General features: G+C 72.8%; 15 protein-coding genes. 5 read left to right on the top strand and 10 right to left on the bottom strand.

Translation table 11 applies throughout. The features are described from left to right. Window positions 1-33 precede the first annotated feature (33 nt). The 6 genes from clpX to ACFQH9_RS07840 all read right to left on the bottom strand — a co-directional run bounded on the left by clpX (window position 34) and on the right by ACFQH9_RS07840 (window position 5433). A complete protein-coding gene (gene clpX, locus ACFQH9_RS07865) occupies window positions 34-1311 on the bottom strand; it encodes an ATP-dependent Clp protease ATP-binding subunit ClpX (protein ID WP_379565246.1) in 1278 nt (425 codons plus the stop codon). A gap of 207 nt (window positions 1312-1518) precedes the next feature. Next, window positions 1519-2148 carry an ATP-dependent Clp protease proteolytic subunit gene (locus tag ACFQH9_RS07860; protein ID WP_379565245.1) on the bottom strand — a complete coding sequence of 210 codons (630 nt, stop codon included), beginning with the start codon at window positions 2146-2148 and terminating at the stop codon, window positions 1519-1521. Beyond that, window positions 2145-2750, bottom strand: coding sequence for an ATP-dependent Clp protease proteolytic subunit (locus tag ACFQH9_RS07855; RefSeq protein WP_379565303.1), 606 nt, complete (start codon window positions 2748-2750; stop codon window positions 2145-2147). Before ACFQH9_RS07855 ends, ACFQH9_RS07860 begins: the two co-directional genes overlap by 4 nt. Before the next feature lie 266 nt (window positions 2751-3016). Beyond that, complete coding sequence (tig, locus tag ACFQH9_RS07850; RefSeq protein WP_379565244.1) at window positions 3017-4561, bottom strand: trigger factor; 1545 nt, start codon at window positions 4559-4561, stop codon at window positions 3017-3019. 145 nt (window positions 4562-4706) lie between these two features. After that, on the bottom strand, window positions 4707-5195 hold the full coding sequence (locus ACFQH9_RS07845; protein ID WP_379565243.1) for a hypothetical protein: 489 nt from the start codon (window positions 5193-5195) through the stop codon (window positions 4707-4709). A gap of 70 nt (window positions 5196-5265) precedes the next feature. After that, the gene (locus ACFQH9_RS07840) at window positions 5266-5433 is read right to left on the bottom strand and encodes a CsbD family protein (protein WP_379565302.1); all 168 of its coding nucleotides are present in this window, start codon (window positions 5431-5433) and stop codon (window positions 5266-5268) included. 115 nt (window positions 5434-5548) lie between these two features. Here ACFQH9_RS07840 and ACFQH9_RS07835 point away from each other — a divergent pair, with 115 nt between their 5' ends. Genes ACFQH9_RS07835 through ACFQH9_RS07825 form a run of 3 tightly spaced genes read left to right on the top strand, consistent with a single transcriptional unit; the run spans window position 5549 to window position 7361 of the window. Next, the gene (locus ACFQH9_RS07835) at window positions 5549-6247 is read left to right on the top strand and encodes an RNA polymerase sigma factor (protein ID WP_379565242.1); all 699 of its coding nucleotides are present in this window, start codon (window positions 5549-5551) and stop codon (window positions 6245-6247) included. Continuing rightward, window positions 6238-6978, top strand: coding sequence for an Asp23/Gls24 family envelope stress response protein (locus tag ACFQH9_RS07830; protein WP_379565241.1), 741 nt, complete (start codon window positions 6238-6240; stop codon window positions 6976-6978). The genes ACFQH9_RS07835 and ACFQH9_RS07830 overlap by 10 nt, the downstream gene beginning before the upstream one ends. Next, complete coding sequence (locus tag ACFQH9_RS07825) at window positions 6975-7361, top strand: Asp23/Gls24 family envelope stress response protein (RefSeq protein ID WP_379565240.1); 387 nt, start codon at window positions 6975-6977, stop codon at window positions 7359-7361. Before ACFQH9_RS07830 ends, ACFQH9_RS07825 begins: the two co-directional genes overlap by 4 nt. Here ACFQH9_RS07825 and ACFQH9_RS07820 read toward each other — a convergent pair. Continuing rightward, complete coding sequence (locus tag ACFQH9_RS07820; protein ID WP_379565239.1) at window positions 7358-8077, bottom strand: (2Fe-2S)-binding protein; 720 nt, start codon at window positions 8075-8077, stop codon at window positions 7358-7360. The genes ACFQH9_RS07825 and ACFQH9_RS07820 overlap by 4 nt on opposite strands. Before the next feature lie 564 nt (window positions 8078-8641). On the opposite strand from ACFQH9_RS07820, the gene gltB reads away from it, so the two are divergent. Both gltB and ACFQH9_RS07810 read left to right on the top strand, forming a co-directional pair. Then, window positions 8642-13207: a glutamate synthase large subunit gene (gene gltB / locus ACFQH9_RS07815; RefSeq protein ID WP_379565301.1), complete on the top strand. Its 4566-nt coding sequence runs from the start codon at window positions 8642-8644 to the stop codon at window positions 13205-13207. Further along, window positions 13200-14651, top strand: a complete 1452-nt coding sequence (locus ACFQH9_RS07810) for a glutamate synthase subunit beta (protein ID WP_379565238.1) — start codon at window positions 13200-13202, stop codon at window positions 14649-14651. The genes gltB and ACFQH9_RS07810 overlap by 8 nt, the downstream gene beginning before the upstream one ends. A 133-nt stretch (window positions 14652-14784) precedes the next feature. Here the strand turns inward: ACFQH9_RS07810 and ACFQH9_RS07805 are convergent, their stop codons facing one another. The 3 genes from ACFQH9_RS07805 to ACFQH9_RS07795 form a co-directional block, all read right to left on the bottom strand. Further along, entirely contained in the window at window positions 14785-15741 is a 957-nt protein-coding gene (locus tag ACFQH9_RS07805; protein WP_379565300.1) for a cation diffusion facilitator family transporter, read from the bottom strand. Window positions 15742-16207: 466 nt separating this feature from the next. Next, complete coding sequence (locus tag ACFQH9_RS07800) at window positions 16208-16654, bottom strand: nitroreductase family deazaflavin-dependent oxidoreductase (protein ID WP_379565237.1); 447 nt, start codon at window positions 16652-16654, stop codon at window positions 16208-16210. A 100-nt stretch (window positions 16655-16754) separates the two neighbouring features. Further along, the gene (locus tag ACFQH9_RS07795) at window positions 16755-17006 is read right to left on the bottom strand and encodes a hypothetical protein (RefSeq protein ID WP_379565236.1); all 252 of its coding nucleotides are present in this window, start codon (window positions 17004-17006) and stop codon (window positions 16755-16757) included.

Raw genomic sequence — 17006 nt, 5'->3', positions numbered from 1 at the left:
CTCGGGGAGGGCGGGCGTTCGCACGAGGTGGGCTCAGGCGGAGCGTTCGCCCCGCTCCCGGCGCTGCGGGCGCCGCGGCACGATCGTCGGGTTGACGTTCTCCTTCACCGTCTCCTCCGTGACGACGACCTTCGCCACGTCGGTCCGGCTCGGGATGTCGTACATGACGGGGAGGAGCACCTCCTCCATGATCGCGCGCAGGCCGCGGGCGCCGGTGCCGCGCAGGATCGCCTGGTCGGCGACCGCCTCGAGCGCGTCGTCCGTGAACTCGAGCTCGACGCCGTCCATCTCGAACAGCTTGCGGTACTGCTTCACCAGCGCGTTGCGCGGCTCGGTGAGGATCTTGACGAGGGCGTCCTTGTCGAGCGAGGTCACCGAGGCCACGACCGGGAGCCGGCCGATGAACTCGGGGATCAGCCCGAACTTGATGAGGTCCTCGGGCATGGTGTCGGCGAAGCTCTCGGAGCTGTCGAGGTCCGACTTGGAGCGGATCTCCGCACCGAAGCCGAGCCCGCGCCGGCCGACCCGGTCCGAGATGATCTTCTCCAGGCCCGCGAACGCGCCCGCCACGATGAACAGCACGTTCGTGGTGTCGATCTGGATGAACTCCTGGTGCGGGTGCTTGCGCCCGCCCTGCGGCGGCACCGAGGCGGTGGTGCCCTCCAGGATCTTCAGCAGCGCCTGCTGCACGCCCTCGCCCGAGACGTCCCGGGTGATCGACGGGTTCTCCGACTTGCGGGCGATCTTGTCGACCTCGTCGATGTAGATGATCCCGGTCTCGGCCCGCTTGACGTCGTAGTCCGCCGCCTGGATGAGCTTGAGCAGGATGTTCTCGACGTCCTCGCCGACGTACCCGGCCTCGGTCAGCGCCGTGGCGTCCGCGATCGCGAACGGCACGTTCAGCAGCTTGGCGAGGGTCTGCGCGAGGTAGGTCTTGCCGCAGCCGGTGGGGCCGAGCATGAGGATGTTCGACTTCGCCAGCTCGACGCCGTCCCCGTCGCCCCGGGCCCGGTCGCCCGCCTGGATGCGCTTGTAGTGGTTGTAGACCGCCACCGAGAGCGTGCGCTTGGTGGCGGACTGCCCGACGACGTACTGGTCGAGGAACTCGTGGATCTCGGCGGGCTTCGGCAGCTCGTCGAGCTTCACGTCGCCGGTCTCGGCGAGCTCCTCCTCGATGATCTCGTTGCAGAGATCGATGCACTCGTCGCAGATGTAGACGCCGGGCCCGGCGATGAGCTTCTTGACCTGCTTCTGGCTCTTCCCGCAGAAAGAGCACTTCAGCAGGTCACCGCCGTCACCGATGCGTGCCATGAGTGCAGCCCCAGTCCCATCCGGCACGCCCTCGTCCCGGGCGCGCCCACGTCGTCATGACGGTACCTGCCGGAGCCCGTCGCTGCGAGGATCGCAAGGCCCTGTCGGGATCGGGTCGGCAGACGGTCGTTCTGCGTTCCGCCCCGCAACGCGACGGGGCGGGGGTGCCCCGGGGGTCGTCGGCGACGGCCCCGGGGCACCGGCCGTCTACCCGACGGCGGACAGCTTCCGGCTCTGGATGATCTCGTCGACGATCCCGTACTCCTTGGCCTCCTCGGCCGTGAGGATCCGGTCCCGCTCGATGTCGTCGTGCACCTGCTCGGGCGTGCGCCCGCTGTGCCGCGCGAGGGTGGTCTCCAGCAGCTTGCGCATGCGGGAGATCTCGGCGGCCTGGATCTCCAGGTCGGACACCTGGCCGTAGAAGCCCTCGGTGGCCGGCTGGTGGATCAGGATGCGGGCGTTCTGCACCGCGAGGCGCCGCCCCGGGGTGCCCGCGGCCAGCAGCACGGCCGCGGCCGACGCCGCCTGCCCGAGGCAGACGGTCTGGATGTCGGGGCGGATGAACTGCATGGTGTCGTAGATCGCCATCAGCGAGGTGAAGGAGCCGCCGGGCGAGTTGATGTACATCGAGATCTCGCGGTCGGGGTCCGCGGACTCGAGGCAGAGCAGCTGCGCCATGACGTCGTTGGCCGAGGCGTCGTCGATCTGCACCCCGAGGAAGATGATGCGCTCCTCGAAGAGCTTGTTGTACGGGTTCGACTCCTTGACCCCGTAGCTCGTGCGCTCCACGAAGGAGGGCAGCACGTACCGGCTCTGCGGCATCTGGAAACCGCTCATGACGAGACGCCCCCGTTCGAGCTCGCGTCCGGGACCTGCGCGGCCCGGCTGATCACCTGGTCGACGAAGCCGTACTCCTTGGCCTCCTCCGCGGAGAACCAGCGGTCGCGGTCGAAGTCACGGATGATCTTCTCGACCGGCTGGCCGGTGTGCCCGGCGATCAGCTCCGCCATCTCCTGCTTGTGCCGGCGGAAGAGCTCGGCCTGGATCCGGATGTCCGACTCGGAACCGCCCACGCCCGCCGACGGCTGGTGCATCAGGATCTGGCAGTGCGGCAGCGCGTAGCGCTTGCCCGGCGTGCCCGCGGAGAGCAGGAACTGCCCCATCGACGCGGCCAGGCCCATCGCGTAGGTGCTGACGTCGCAGGGGATGAACTCCATCGTGTCGAAGATGGCCATCCCCGCGGTGACCGAGCCACCCGGCGAGTTGATGTAGAGCGCGATGTCCGCCTCGGGGTCCTCCGCGGCGAGCAGCAGCATCTGCGCGGCGATCCGGTTGGCGATCTCGTCGTCGACCTGCTGCCCGAGCACCACGATGCGCTGCTGCAGCAGCCGCTCGAACACCGAGTCGGACAGCGTCATGCTCGAGGGGGCCGAGCGCATCTGCAGCGCGCGGCGGTCCTCCACGAGGCGGTCCGCGGTCCTCCGCGGACCGGTGTCCTGCTGACTCACTTCACCCTGCCTTCTGCTGGCGTCACTCGGGGTCGTCTCCTCCGATGGGCCGCCGGTCGGGACCGGGGTCCCGGCCGGCGGTCCGTCCTGTCTTCGAGCCCGACCCTACGCGGCCGCGGCACCCCGCGTCCGCGCACGGAGCGCGTGTTCGCCGACAGCGCAGCGGCCACGCGTCCCTGCTGGTCAGGCGGGCGTGCTCAGGCCCTGTCGGCCGCCGGGCCCGCGGCCTCGGTGCCCACCGCGGCCTCGGACGCGTCGTCGGCCGCCGGGGCCTCGAGCACCTCGGTGGTGCCCGCGTCGGCGGTCTCGTCGGCAGCGGTGTCGGCAGCGGTCTCGGCGGCGGTGTCGGCGGCGGTGTCGGCGGCCTCGGCGGCGGCCTCCGGGGCCTCCTCCGCGTCCGCGGCGACCGCGGCGCCCTCCTCCGGGCCGAGCAGGTCCGACAGGTCCACCGGCTCGCCGGCGGCGTCGGTGACGGTCGCGGCGCGGACGGCCACGATCAGCGCCTTGCTCCGCCGGACGTCGGAGAAGATCGCGCCGAGCTGGCCCGCCTGCTGGATGCGCTGCACGAACTCCTCGGGCGCCATCCCGTACTGCTGGGCCTGGTAGATGATCCGCTCGGTGAGCTCCTGGTCGCCAACCTGGACCTCCTCCGCGTCGGCCAGGGCGTCGAGCACGAGTCGGGTCTTGACCGACTTCTCGGCCTCGGCGCGGGTCTCGGTGTCGAACTCCTCGCGGGTCTTGCCCTGCTTCTCGAGGAACTCGTTGAACTGCTCGTCGCTGTGGTCGAAGGCGTGCACGGCGTCGTGGTGGCGGGACTCCACCTCGGCCTCGACGACGCTCTCCGGCAGCGGGACCTCGGTGTGGTCGACGATCTCGTCGAGCACCTTGTCCCGGGCCTGGGTGACCTGCTCCATGCGGCGCACCCGGCCGAGCCGCTCGCGCAGGTCCGCGGTGAGCTCCTCGAGGGTGTCGAACTCGCTCGCCAGCTGGGCGAACTCGTCGTCCGCGTCGGGCAGCTGGCGCTCCTTGACCGCGGTGACCTTCACGGTGACCTCGGCGTCCCGGTCGGCGTACTCGCCCGCGACCAGCTTCGAGGTGAAGGTGCGCTCCTCGCCGGCGGACAGGCCGGTGATGGCCTCGTCGATGCCCTCGATGAGACCGCCCTGGCCGACCTGGTACGAGTACCCGGTCGTCGTGGCCTCCTCGATCTCCTTGCCGTCGACGGCGGCCGAGAGGTCGATCTGGACGAAGTCGTCCTCCCGGGCCGGGCGGTCGACACCGGTCAACGTGCCGAACCGGGCGCGCAGCTGGTCGAGCTGCTCGGTGACCTGCTCGTCCGTCACCTCGACGTCGTCGACCTGCACGGTGATGCCGTCCAGGTCCGGGAGCGTGATCTCCGGGCGGACGTCGACCTCCGCGGTGAACGCGACCTTGTCCCCGTCGGCGAGCTCGGTGACCTCGATGTTCGGCTGGCCGATCGGCTTGACGTCGTCCGCGGCCGCGACGGCCTCGGAGTACTTGGCCGGGACGGCGGCGTTGAGCACCTCGTCCAGCACCACGCCACGGCCGAGGCGGGCGTCGAGGATCCGGGCCGGGGCCTTGCCCGGGCGGAAGCCCGGGATGCGGACCTGCTTCGCGATCTTCTTGTAGGCGCGGTCGAAGTCGGGCTTGAGCTCGTCGAACGGCACCTCGACTGTGAGCTTGACGCGTGTCGGGCCGATGTGCTCGACGGTGCTCTTCACGGTGGAACTCCTCGGACTGCTGGATGGCTCTGCTGTGTGGCGGGGCCCTGCTCGGTTCGTACCTCGGTGCGACCGGCGGCACGACGCCGCGACAACCGGGGCCGGGAGGGGCGGTCACGCGCGCCGGGCACGTGTGCGGGCGAGTCTAGGCGAGACGTACCCGGGGCGTTCCGGCCGGTCCGCGCCCTGTCGCCGGACCGCCGGGATCGTCGGGGGCCGCCCCGTCGGGACGGGTCCCGGGAGGGGGTCCGGGCAGGGCGGGGAGGAGGTCCGCCACCCTGACGTCCACGGGCCGTTCGCCGGCCACCCCCCGCACCAGCGCCGCGATCTCCTCGGCCAGGACCGGCAGGGACGCCCCGGCGGGCCAGCGCACGACCACCGACACCTCGACGGGCTCGGCGGCCGCGGCCTCGGCCGCCCGGACCCCCACGACCCGCCGCCCGGGCAGGTAGGAGGCGACGCTGCCGAACGGCCCGCCGTGCAGCCGGGCGACGGCCGGATGGGCCAGCACGGCGGCCGCGACCCGCTCCGGCACGGGCCGGTCGGCCGGCTCGACCGGAGCGCCCGTGCCGGGCCCGCCGACTGGGCCGGCTCCACCCGGTCGGGGGGGCACGGGCGGGGGCACAGTGGACACCTCACCACGCTAGCGGGCACGGACGACGGCGGCGCCCCGGGAGACCGGGACGCCGCCGTGGGAGCGGGGGTCAGCGCTTGAAGACGTCCTTGACCTTCTCGCCGGCCTGCTTGAGGTCGGCGCCCATCTGGTCGGTGCGGCCCTCGGCCTCGAGGCGCTCGTCGTCGGTGGCGCGGCCGGCGGCCTCCTTGGCCTTGCCCGACATCTCCTGGCTCTTGTTGTCCAGCTTGTCCTTCATGCTCATCTGGTGAACCTCCCGGACTCGTGCGCCCGCCGCGCGGCCGGCCGCTCCGGCCGCTAGCGTCGGGCTCGCGGAGCGGTTACCCCCGGCCCCCGCCCGGCATACGATGCGCGTGACCGGCGTCACTTCCGGCGGGGACGGGCTGGCGGGCGGGACCGTGGTGCAGGCGATGCGGACGAGGGGGGCGCGGGAGGACGTGTGCCCGCCACCCGCCGTCCCCTCCGCCGTCCCGCCTCCCGAACCGGTGCCGGCCGAGGGCGGGCTCGACGACACCACACTGGTCGTGCGCGCCCGCGAGGGCGACGTGCACGCCTTCTCCCAGCTCGCGCGGCGGCACCAGGCCGCGCTGTACCGGCTCGCGCTGCGCCTGGTCGGGAACGCGGCGGACGCCGAGGACGCCCTGCAGGAGTCGCTGCTCGACGCGTGGCGCCGGCTCGACCGCTTCCGCGGCGACTCGGCCTTCTCCACGTGGGCGTACCGCATCGTCACGAACCGGTGCCTCGACCTGCTGCGCCGCCGGCGCACCACGGTGCCGGTGGAGCACGTGGAGGAGGTGGCCCCGGAGCGGCTGGCCGCGCCCGAGGCCGGCGCCCCCGAGCACTCCGCCGAGGTCGACGCCGGGCTCGCGGCGCTACGGGCCGCGCTGCGGACCCTGCCGGACGACCAGCGGGCCTGCTTCGTGCTGCGCGAACTGGAGGGCCTGGGCTACACCGAGATCGCGGAGATCACCGGCACGTCCGAGACCGTCGTCCGCGGGCGGATCCATCGCGCGCGCCGGGCGCTGGCGGAGGTGATGCGGTCGTGGAGGTAGGCAGGGCCGTCCCCGGCGAGCCGGCCGGCGCCGTGTCCGCGGACGAGCCGGCCGGGCCGGTCGCGGCCATCGAGCCGCTGGCCTGCGGCCGGGACGCCGCCGAGGTCTGGGACCACGCGGTCGAGGGCACCCTGGACGCGCACGAGCGGGAGTGCCCGCACTGCCGGGCCGCGGCCGCGGACGCGCTGGGGCTCGACGACGTCGTCCACCGGATGGCGGCCGAGCGCCCGGTGCCGCCGCCCTCGGTGCTCGACGGCGTGATGCAGGCGGTGGTCGACACCGTGACGGCCGAGCTGCGCCCGCAGGACCTGCTGCCGCTGGACTCCCCCGCCGGCCCCGCGCGGCTGAGCCGGCCCGCCGCCGCCCGGGTCCTCCGGCACGTCGTCGACGGGATGGACGGGATGCGGGCCCGCAGCTGCCGGATCGAGCCCGCCGGGTCGGGGACGGACGGCGCGTGGGCCGCCGGCGGCGGGACCGGCGGCGGGACCGGCGGCGTTGCGGACGACGGGGCGGTGAACGGGGGGACGGTGAACGGTGCCGAGGTGAACGGCGGCCGGGCGGATCCCTTCGGCGTGACCGTCGCGATCACCGTGACCGCCCGCTTCGGCGTGGACCTGGCGTCGGTGACGGCGCGGGTGCGGCAGATGGTGGTGGCGGCGGGCGAGCAGGCCCTGGGGGTGCCGGTGCGCAGCGTGGACATCGCGGTGGTCGACCTGTGGGACGAGCCGTGACCGCGGAGCGACCGGCGGGCCCGCCGGTGCGGCTCACGGTCGGCGACGCCGTCGTCGCCCGGCTCGCCGCGGCCGCGGCCCGCGAGGTGCCGGGGGTGGTCGCGCTGCGTCCGGACCTGGCACAGACGCTGCTCGGGCTGGCCGGCTCGCTGCTCGGCGACCGGTCCGGTGGGGACGCCCTGTCGGCGGCCGGGGCGTCGGCCGCGGTCGACGGCCGCCGGGCGGAGATCGCGCTGACCCTGGTCACGACCCTCGGCCACAACGCCCGCGATCTCTGCGCGGCCGTGCAGCGGGCGGTCGCGGAACGGGTGCGCGCCGACACGGGTCTCGACGCCGTCGTCAGCGTCACGGTCGCCGACGTCCTGCTCGACCCGATGGTCTAGGCGCGCGACAGCACGCAGTCCCCGCAGGTCCCGCCGCCCGGCAGCCGGTAGTACAGGCAGCAGGAGCGGCGGCGGAAGGTCCAGCCGTGGTCCGGTGGGCCGGGCGGGCGCCGTTCCCCCGTGCCGGCCAGCAGCGGGTGGTCCAGGACCGCGGCCGCGGCCTCGGCGGCGCGGATCGCCGCACCCGGCCGCTCCGTGCCGAGCACCCGCTTCGCGCCCGCCACCGAGGACGCGACGTTGCCCCACAGCACCCGCGCGGAGACCGGCACGAGCGCGCGGACGGCGGCGACCAGCGGTTCCGCGATCTCCTCGGCCACGAGGGCCGGCAGCGCGGCCGGATCGCGGGCCGGGCGGTCGGGGTCCGCCCACAGCGGCCAGGGGCCGGTGAGCGAGACCCGCCAGTGCAGGGCGTCGCGGCCGAGGTCGGGCAGCACGCCGTGCAGCACGACGGCGGCGAGCGGCGCGGAGACCAGCCGGGCGGCCAGCCCCTGCAGCGCGATCGAGGCGGCCACCCGCTCCTCGACGGCCCGCCCGGCCTGCTCCGACAGCACCCGCCGGACGTGGGCGACCCGGTCCCCGAGGGGGCCGGGGTCCGAGCCGAGGTCCCGCAGCGGCCGCCAGGTCGGGTCGGCGGACTCGGCCGGGTCGGTCCCGACGGCGAAGAAGGGACCGACCCGCGCGACGTCCGCGAGCACGGTCCGCACCGGCGTGGTCACCGTTCGTCCACCGTCCGAACGAGTGTCGCGCCGGTCACGCACGGGGAGCGAACCGGGTGAGGGGTGCACTGCATCACCCCAGTCTCGCCGCCCGGGCCCCGTCCCGGGTGGCCCGGAGGGCCGTGACCTGGCCGGACGGACGGGTGATGATCGTCCGACACGCCGGGCGCGCTCCGCGCGGCGCCGACTCCGACGCAGGTCACAGCCCATCGGGCCGGCAGATCTGGCGTATCAACGCGTCGGCGTGTCACTCTTTTCCCGGCGAGACCGCACCCGACGCCGCGTGAGGTCCCCACGTGCAAGCCGCCGGCCGGGCCCGAAGTCGGGCGTCGGCCGTAACACGTGCGTCCGAACACGAGCAGGAGACGACTGAGGCGCAGTCCGGACGGTGCCCCCGAACGGACCAGCGTCAGCGTTCCGTCGGAGCATCGCTGTATTCTGGACCCCCTTGTGGAACCACCCACGGTCCACGTCGTCCCGATGCGAAGTCGGGGTGCACCGAGACGACAGGAGGAGCTGTTGGCTGCGATCAGCAACCGCCCCGGCGCCACGGAGACGACTCCGGTGACCAGCGCGCCGGCGCCCGGCGGGCTGTACTCGCCCGAGCACGAGCACGACGCCTGCGGCGTCGCCATGGTGGCCGACCTCCAGGGCCGGCGCGACCACTCGATCGTCGAGAAGGCGCTCACCGCGCTGCTCCGGCTCGAGCACCGCGGCGCCCGCGGCGCCGAGGAGAACACCGGCGACGGGGCGGGCATCCTCATCCAGGTCCCGGACGGCTTCTATCGCGAGGTCGTCGACTTCGACCTGCCCGAGGCGGGTGCCTACGCCACCGGTATCGCGTTCCTCCCCCGGGACGCGGCGAAGGCCGACGAGGCCGTCGCCCGGATCAACGAGCTGGCCGCCGAGGAGAACCTCCGCGTGCTCGGCTGGCGCGACCTGCCGACCGACCCGGAGAAGGCCGATCTCGGCCCCACCTCGCTGGCCGCCATGCCCGGCTTCCGCCAGCTGTTCGTGGCCGGCATCGAGACCGGCATCGTGAAGCCGCCGCCCACCGGCATCGAGCTGGAGCGGCGCACCTTCTGCCTGCGCAAGCGGGTGGAGCACGAGACCGGCGTCTACTTCCCGAGCCTGTCCCCGCGGACGGTCGTCTACAAGGGCATGCTCGCCGAGCCGCAGGTCGAGGCCTTCTACCCCGACCTGTCGGACCCGCGCGTCACCACCGCCCTGGCCGTGGTGCACTCGCGCTTCTCCACCAACACCTTCCCGGCGTGGCCGCTGGCGCACCCCTACCGGTACGTCGCGCACAACGGCGAGATCAACACGCTGCGCGGCAACCGCAACTGGATGAAGGCGCGCGAGGCGCTGCTGCAGTCCTCGGTGCTGCCGGGCAACCTGGACCGGCTGGTCCCGATCGTCACGCCGGACGCGTCGGACTCGGCGACCTTCGACGAGGTGCTGGAGCTGCTGCACCTGTCGGGCCGCTCGCTGCCGCACGCCGTGCTGATGATGATCCCCGAGGCGTGGGAGAACCACGCCGAGATGGACCCGAAGCGGCGCGCGTTCTACGAGTTCCACTCCAACCTGATGGAGCCGTGGGACGGACCGGCGCTCGTCGCCTTCACCGACGGCACCCAGATCGGCGCGGTGCTCGACCGCAACGGCCTGCGTCCGGCCCGCTACTGGGTCACCGAGGACGGGCTGGTCGTGCTGGCCTCGGAGGTCGGCGTGCTCGACGTCGACCCGGCGCAGGTCGTGCGCAAGGGCCGGCTGGAGCCGGGCCGCATGTTCCTGGTCGACACCGAGGCGGGCAAGATCGTCGCCGACGAGGAGATCAAGGGCGAGCTGGCCTCGGCGCTGCCGTACGAGGAGTGGCTGCACGCCGGCCGCATCGCGCTGGAGGACCTGCCCGAGCGGCAGCGCGAGGTCCCGGCGCACAGCGAGCTGACCCGCCGGCAGCAGTCCTTCGGCTACACCGAGGAGGAGCTCACCGTCCTCCTCAAGCCGATGGCGTCCTCCGGTGCGGAGCCGATCGGCTCGATGGGCAACGACGCGCCGCTGGCGTTCCTGTCCGAGAAGCCGCGGCAGATCTACGACTACTTCATCCAGCTGTTCGCGCAGATCACGAACCCGCCGCTGGACGCGATCCGCGAGGAGCTCGTCACCTCGCTGCGCTCGCTGCTCGGCCCGGAGCAGAACCTGCTCGAGGCCGGCCCGGCGAACTGCCGGCGGATCGTGCTGCCGTTCCCGGTCCTGGGCAACGACGACCTCGCCAAGATCGTCCACATCAACGACGACGGGGACCTGCCCGGCTTCGCCACCTACACCGTCAAGGGCGTCTTCCGGGCGGCCGACGGCGGCGAGGGGCTGCTGCGGCGGCTGCAGGAGATCCGCGGCGAGGTCTCCGAGGCGATCCAGAACGGTGCCCGGCTGATCGTGCTGTCCAGCCGCGGCGTCGACCCGGAGCACGCCCCGATCCCGTCGCTGCTGCTCACCGGCGCGGTGCACCACCACCTGGTGCGCGAGCGCACCCGCACGCAGGTCGGCCTGATCGTCGAGTCCGGCGACGCCCGCGAGGTGCACCACATCGCGCTGCTGATCGGCTACGGCGCGTCCGCGGTCAACCCGTACATGGCGATGGCGACCGTGGAGGACCTCGCCGAGCGCGGCGACATCCCGGGCGTGGACGCCAAGACGGCAGCGAAGAACCTGGTCAAGGCGCTCGGCAAGGGTGTGCGGAAGACGATGTCGAAGATGGGCATCTCGACCGTCGCCTCCTACACCGGGGCGCAGATCTTCGAGGCGGTCGGCCTGGGCGCCGAGGTCGTCGAGACCTGCTTCACCGGCACCACCTCGCGGCTCGGCGGCGTCGGGTTCGACGTGCTGGCCGAGGAGGCGCTCAAGCACCACCGGCGCGCCTACCCGGCCGACGGGACCCGGGCCAGCCACCGCGCGCTCGCCGTCGGCGGCGAGTACCAGTGGCGGCGCGAGGGCGAGCTGCACCTGTTCAACCCGCAGACCGTGTTCAAGCTCCAGCACTCGACCCGCTCCGGCCGGTACGAGATCTTCAAGGAGTACACGAAGGCGGTCGACGACCAGGCCAAGCGGCTGATGACGCTGCGCGGGCTGTTCACCTTCAAGGAGGGCGTGCGCCCGCCGGTGCCGATCGAGGAGGTCGAGCCGGTCGAGTCGATCGTCAAGCGGTTCGGCACGGGCGCCATCTCCTACGGCTCGATCAGCCAGGAGATGCACGAGACCCTGGCGATCGCCATGAACCGGCTCGGCGGCAAGTCGAACACCGGCGAGGGCGGCGAGGACCCGGAGCGGTTCCAGCCGCTGCCCAACGGCGACTCGAAGCGCAGCGCGATCAAGCAGGTCGCGTCCGGCCGGTTCGGCGTGACCAGCGAGTACCTGGTCAACGCGGACGACATCCAGATCAAGATCAGCCAGGGTGCCAAGCCCGGTGAGGGCGGCCAGCTGCCCGGCGGCAAGGTCTACCCCTGGATCGCCGAGACCCGGTACTCCACCCCGGGCGTCGGCCTGATCTCGCCGCCGCCGCACCACGACATCTACTCGATCGAGGACATCAAGCAGCTCATCCACGACCTGAAGAACGCCAACCCGCGGGCCCGCATCCACGTGAAGCTGGTCAGCCAGGTCGGCGTCGGCACGGTCGCGGCGGGTGTGGCGAAGGCCTTCTCCGACGTCGTGCTCATCTCGGGCCACGACGGCGGCACCGGCGCCTCGCCGCTGTCCTCGATCAAGCACGCGGGCGGCCCGTGGGAGCTCGGCCTGGCCGAGACCCAGCAGACGCTGCTGGCCAACAACCTGCGGGACCGGATCGTCGTGCAGACCGACGGCCAGCTGAAGACCGGGCGGGACGTCGTCGTCGCCGCCCTGCTGGGCGCCGAGGAGTTCGGCTTCGCCACGGCCCCGCTGGTGGTCAGCGGCTGCATCATGATGCGCGTCTGCCACCTGGACACCTGCCCGGTCGGCGTCGCGACGCAGAACCCGACGCTGCGCGCGAAGTTCGACGGGCGGCCGGAGTACGTCGTCAACTTCATGCGGTTCGTGGCCGAGGAGGTGCGCGAGCACCTGGCGGCGCTGGGCTTCCGGAGCATCGAGGAGGCCGTCGGGCACGCGGAGATGCTCGACACGGACGCGGCGGTGCACCACTGGAAGACCCGCGGGCTGGACCTGCGGCCCATCTTCCACGCGCCGGAGCTGCCCGAGGGCGCCGCCCGGCACCGGACCCAGGCGCAGGACCACGGCCTGGAGAAGGCGCTGGACAACACCATGATCCAGCTGGCCGAGGGCGCGCTGCGCAACGGCGACAAGGTCCGCCTGGACCTGCCGGTGCGCAACGTCAACCGGACCGTCGGCACCATGCTCGGCTACGAGCTGACGAAGAAGTGGGGCCGCGAGGGCCTGCCGGACGACACGATCGACATCACGCTGACCGGCTCGGCCGGGCAGTCGCTGGGCGCGTTCGTGCCGAAGGGCATCACGCTGCGGATGGTCGGCGACACGAACGACTTCTTCGGCAAGGGCCTCTCCGGCGGCCGGCTGATCCTGCGGCCGGACCCGGCCGCCCCGTTCGCGGCGGAGGAGAACATCATCGCGGGCAACGTGATCCTCTACGGGGCCACGTCCGGCGAGATGTTCATCCGCGGCATCGTCGGCGAGCGCTTCTGCGTCCGGAACTCCGGCGCCGTCGCCGTCGTCGAGGGCGTGGGCGACCACGGCTGCGAGTACATGACCGGCGGCAAGGTGATCGTGCTGGGCAAGGTGGGCCGCAACTTCGCGGCCGGCATGTCCGGCGGCATCGCCTACGTGCTCGACCTCGAGGCGGAGGACCGCACGCTGGCCCAGCGGGTCAACCCCGAGATGGTCGACATCGACCCCCTCGACGACGCCGACCGCGACTTCCTGCGGGAGTACGTCGAGAAGCACCACGCGGAGACCGACTCCCCGGTCGCCCGCGCCCTGCTCAAGGACTGGGACGTGGCGGTGGAGCGCTTCGGCAAGATCATGCCGAAGGACTTCAAGCGCGTCCTGCAGGCCCGCGAGCAGGCCGAGAAGGACGGTCGCGACGTCAACGCCGCGATCATGGAGGCCGCACATGGGTGACCCGAAGGGCTTTCTGACCACGCCGCGCGAGACCCCGAAGCGCAGGCCGGTCGACCTGCGCCTGATGGACTGGCGCGAGGTCTACGAGGACTTCCCGCGGAGCACCGTGGAGAAGCAGGCGGGGCGCTGCATGAACTGCGGCATCCCGTTCTGCCACCAGGGCTGCCCGCTGGGGAACCTCATCCCCGAGTGGAACGACCTCGTCTACCGCAAGGACTGGCGCGAGGCCATCGAGCGGCTGCACGCCACCAACAACTTCCCGGAGTTCACCGGGACGCTGTGCCCCGCCCCCTGCGAGGCGGCGTGCGTGCTCGCGATCAACGACGACGCCGTGACCATCAAGCAGGTCGAGGTCGAGATCGTCGACCGGGCCTGGGACGAGGGCTGGGTGACCCCGCAGGTCGCGCAGACGAAGACCGGCAGGAAGGTCGCCGTCGTCGGCTCCGGGCCGGCCGGGCTCGCCGCCGCGCAGCAGCTCACCCGCGCCGGGCACGACGTCGTCGTGTTCGAGCGGGCGGACCGGATCGGCGGGCTGCTCCGCTACGGCATCCCCGAGTTCAAGATGGAGAAGTCCCGGCTCGACCGGCGGCTCGAGCAGATGCAGGCCGAGGGCACGCACTTCCGCGCCTCGGTCGACGTCGGGGTGGACGTGACCACCGAGCAGCTCCGCGAGGAGTTCGACGCGGTCGTGCTCGCCGGCGGGGCCACCGCGTGGCGGGACATCCCCGCCAAGGGCCGCGAGCTCGAGGGCATCTACCAGGCCATGGAGTTCCTGCCGTGGGCCAACCACGTGCAGCAGGGCGACCTCGACGCCCCCCCGATCACCGCCGAGGGCAAGCACGTCGTGATCATCGGCGGTGGCGACACCGGCGCCGACTGCCTGGGCACCTCGCACCGGCAGAAGGCCCGGTCGGTGACCCAGCTCGAGATCATGCCGACGCCCCCGGAGCACCGCACCGAGGGCATGCCCTGGCCGACCTACCCGATGGTCTACCGGGTCTCCTCGGCGCACGAGGAGGGCGGCGAGCGGCTGTTCTCGGTCAACACCACCGAGTTCGTCGACGACGGCACCGGCAAGGTCAAGGCGCTGCGCCTCGTCGAGGTGAACCGCACGGACAGGGGCTTCGAGCCCGTCGAGGGCACCGAGAAGGAGATCCCGGCGGACCTGGTCCTGCTGGCGATGGGCTTCGTCGGGCCGGAGAAGGGCAAGCTGCTCTCCGAGCTGGGCGTGGAGCTGGACGAGCGCGGCAACGTCGCGCGCGACCGGAACTACATGTCGAGCGTCGACGGCGTGTTCGTCGCCGGCGACATGGGCCGCGGCCAGTCGCTGATCGTGTGGGCGATCTCCGAGGGCCGCTCCGCGGCCGCGGGGGTCGACGCCTACCTGACCGGCCGGGACATCCTCCCGCGCCCGATCAACCCGACGGACCGTCAGATCGCCTGACCCGCAGTGCGCTGACCCGCCGACGGCGCTCCCGCTCATCCGCTGAGCAGGAGCGCCGTTCGCGTCTCCGGGGCGCAGATCGAGCGAACGGCGCTCTCGCTCGGACCCGGTGAGCGAGAGCGCCCTTCGTGCCTCAGGTTCCCGGGGCGAGGGTGCGGCCGTAGCGGTCCAGCACCCGTTCGCGCATCACCGGGTCGGTGCGCGGCACGGGCTCCAGGAAGATCTCGGCGAGGTCGGCGAACCGCTCCCGCAGGTCGGCGTCGATCTCCACGCAGGCCCGCTCGACGTCGGCGGCGCCGAGCGCGTCGTCGAAGTCCAGCCGGGCGCAGAGCAGCACGCTGTCCGTGCCGAGCTGCATGGTCAGCAGGTCCACCACGGCGTCGACCTCGGCGCGCTCGTCCAGGGCGCGGCGGATCGCCGTGACGAGCCGCAGGTCCGCCTGGCGGCCGATCAGCAGCCCCTTGTTGGTCCGGCCGAGGATGTAGGCCACCCCGGCCAGCAGCAGCCCGATCAGCAGCGACGCGATCCCGTCCCAGACGCCCGAGCCGGTCAGCTGATGCAGCCCGACCCCGGCGAACGCGAGCACCAGGCCGATGAGCGCCGCGCTGTCCTCGAAGAAGACGGTCTTCACCGTGGGGTCGTCCGTGGCGCGCAGCCAGCGGAAGAACGTGGTCTCCTCAGCCGTCGCCTCCCTGCGCACCTGCCGCACCGCCTGCAGCCACGAGGTGCCCTCCAGCAGGAACGAGACCCCGAGCACGGCGTAGGCGACCCAGGCCAGCGTCTGCTCGGCCTCCTCGCCGAGGATCGTCGACACGCCCTCGTAGATCGCGAACACCCCGCCGGAGACGAAGATCGACACGGCGGCGATCAGCGCCCAGAAGAAGCGTTCCTTGCCGTAGCCGAAGGGGTGGCGGCGGTCGGGCCGGCGCGCGGAGCGGCGCAGCGCGGCCAGCAGCAGCCCCTCGGTGGTGGTGTCGGCGACGGAGTGCGCGGCCTCGGCCAGCATGGCCGACGAGCCCGTCAGCAGGCCCGCCACGAGCTTGAGGACCCCGATCGCGGCGTTCGCGCCGCCGGCGATCAGGACGGTCAGCGTGCTCTCGCCACCCCCCGAGCCACCCCCCGAGCCGCCACCCGAGCCACCACCCGAGCCGCCGTCCTGCCTCTTCCCGCCGGTTCCCGGGCCGTCCGGCTCGCTTCGTGCCCGACCGTTCTGCGCGGGATCGGGCGCGTCCGGCCCGGAGCGTTCCACCACCGAACGAACCTAACGCCCGGGCCCGAGCCTCGCCGGGCGCGACGACCCACTCGCCCGGATGCCGGGAGGGTTGTCCGGAAGGTCCGGTCCGGCGCCGCGCGGTCGCCCGGACGCGATCACCGGGGAGTCGGTGCCCCGGCACGCAGTCCGGCGCCCGAGTGACCGATCGGCGCATCTGTGGCCACGTTCGGCGGGACTGGTGGGGTTCGTGGGATTCCGACCGAAACCCCGGGCGGTCCGCCGCGTTGAACCCGACACCGGTGCCGGTGGACTGGGGAGCCCCCACCGGCACCGGACAGCATCCTTACCGGATGCGGAAGGCGGGGAAGCCGGGCGCGGCCGCGCGGAGCACCTCGTCGGGCGAGTCCTTGTCGATGCCCTCGAAGAAGGCACCGACCTCCCAGGCCCACTTCCGCAGGTACTCCCGCAGGACGGGGAGCTTCTCCTCGTCGTCGAGCTCGGTGGCGGTGAACGCCTCGACCCGACGGCCGAGGCGCAGCTCGCCGGTGCCCGCGGCGCGCAGGTTGCGCACCCACTGCGTGTGCCCGCGGGGCGCGACCAGGTACCGCTCCCCCTCCACCACCAGCAGGTTCACCGGCACGGTGCGCCACTGCCCGCTGGTGCGGCCGCGCACGGCCAGCACACGACTGCCCATCACGCTGATCCCGGCCCGGGTCAGGGCGGCGACGACCCGGTTGAACACGGCGGTCCCCGCGCGCGGGGCCAGGTAGCGCTGCTGCGGCTCGATCATCGTGACTCCTCGTCTCCTGAGAGAGCACTGCTCTCGCAATGACGTCAGTCAACCCGCATCCACCCGTTCACGTCAAGAGCAGCGCTCTTGTTCGTGTGCGCTACTCGCGCTCGAGCTCGTAGGCGTCGTCGCCGATCCAGACCCGCAGGCCGTCGGCGTCGTCGGTGAGGAAGCCGTCCTCCTCCTCGCCGAGCTCTCGCGCCGCACCCAGCGCGCGGGCGCTGTAGCGGACCCTGCCGTCGCCGAGGTCGACGGGCCGGTACTCACGGGCCAGCCGCGCCGTCCGGCTCTCCGTGGCCAACCAGGCCGCGTTCGTCCGCCCCACCTCGACCACCCATGCCTCGTCGCGCAC

Source organism: Pseudonocardia lutea (assembly GCF_042658055.1).
Taxonomy (GTDB): domain Bacteria; phylum Actinomycetota; class Actinomycetes; order Mycobacteriales; family Pseudonocardiaceae; genus Pseudonocardia; species Pseudonocardia lutea.
This window is presented reverse-complemented; position numbering and strand designations above follow the sequence as displayed.

Bases quoted from the DNA above. Each gene is read 5' to 3' on its own strand.
- ACFQH9_RS07800 (WP_379565237.1), bottom strand. From the start codon at position 16,654: ATGATCGAGCCGCAGCAGCGCTACCTGGCCCCGCGCGCGGGGACCGCC.
- ACFQH9_RS07840 (WP_379565302.1), bottom strand. From the start codon at position 5,433: ATGAAGGACAAGCTGGACAACAAGAGCCAGGAGATGTCGGGCAAGGCC.
- ACFQH9_RS07855 (WP_379565303.1), bottom strand. From the start codon at position 2,750: ATGCGCTCGGCCCCCTCGAGCATGACGCTGTCCGACTCGGTGTTCGAG.
- clpX (WP_379565246.1), bottom strand. From the start codon at position 1,311: ATGGCACGCATCGGTGACGGCGGTGACCTGCTGAAGTGCTCTTTCTGC.
- ACFQH9_RS07810 (WP_379565238.1), top strand. From the start codon at position 13,200: ATGGGTGACCCGAAGGGCTTTCTGACCACGCCGCGCGAGACCCCGAAG.
- ACFQH9_RS07860 (WP_379565245.1), bottom strand. From the start codon at position 2,148: ATGAGCGGTTTCCAGATGCCGCAGAGCCGGTACGTGCTGCCCTCCTTC.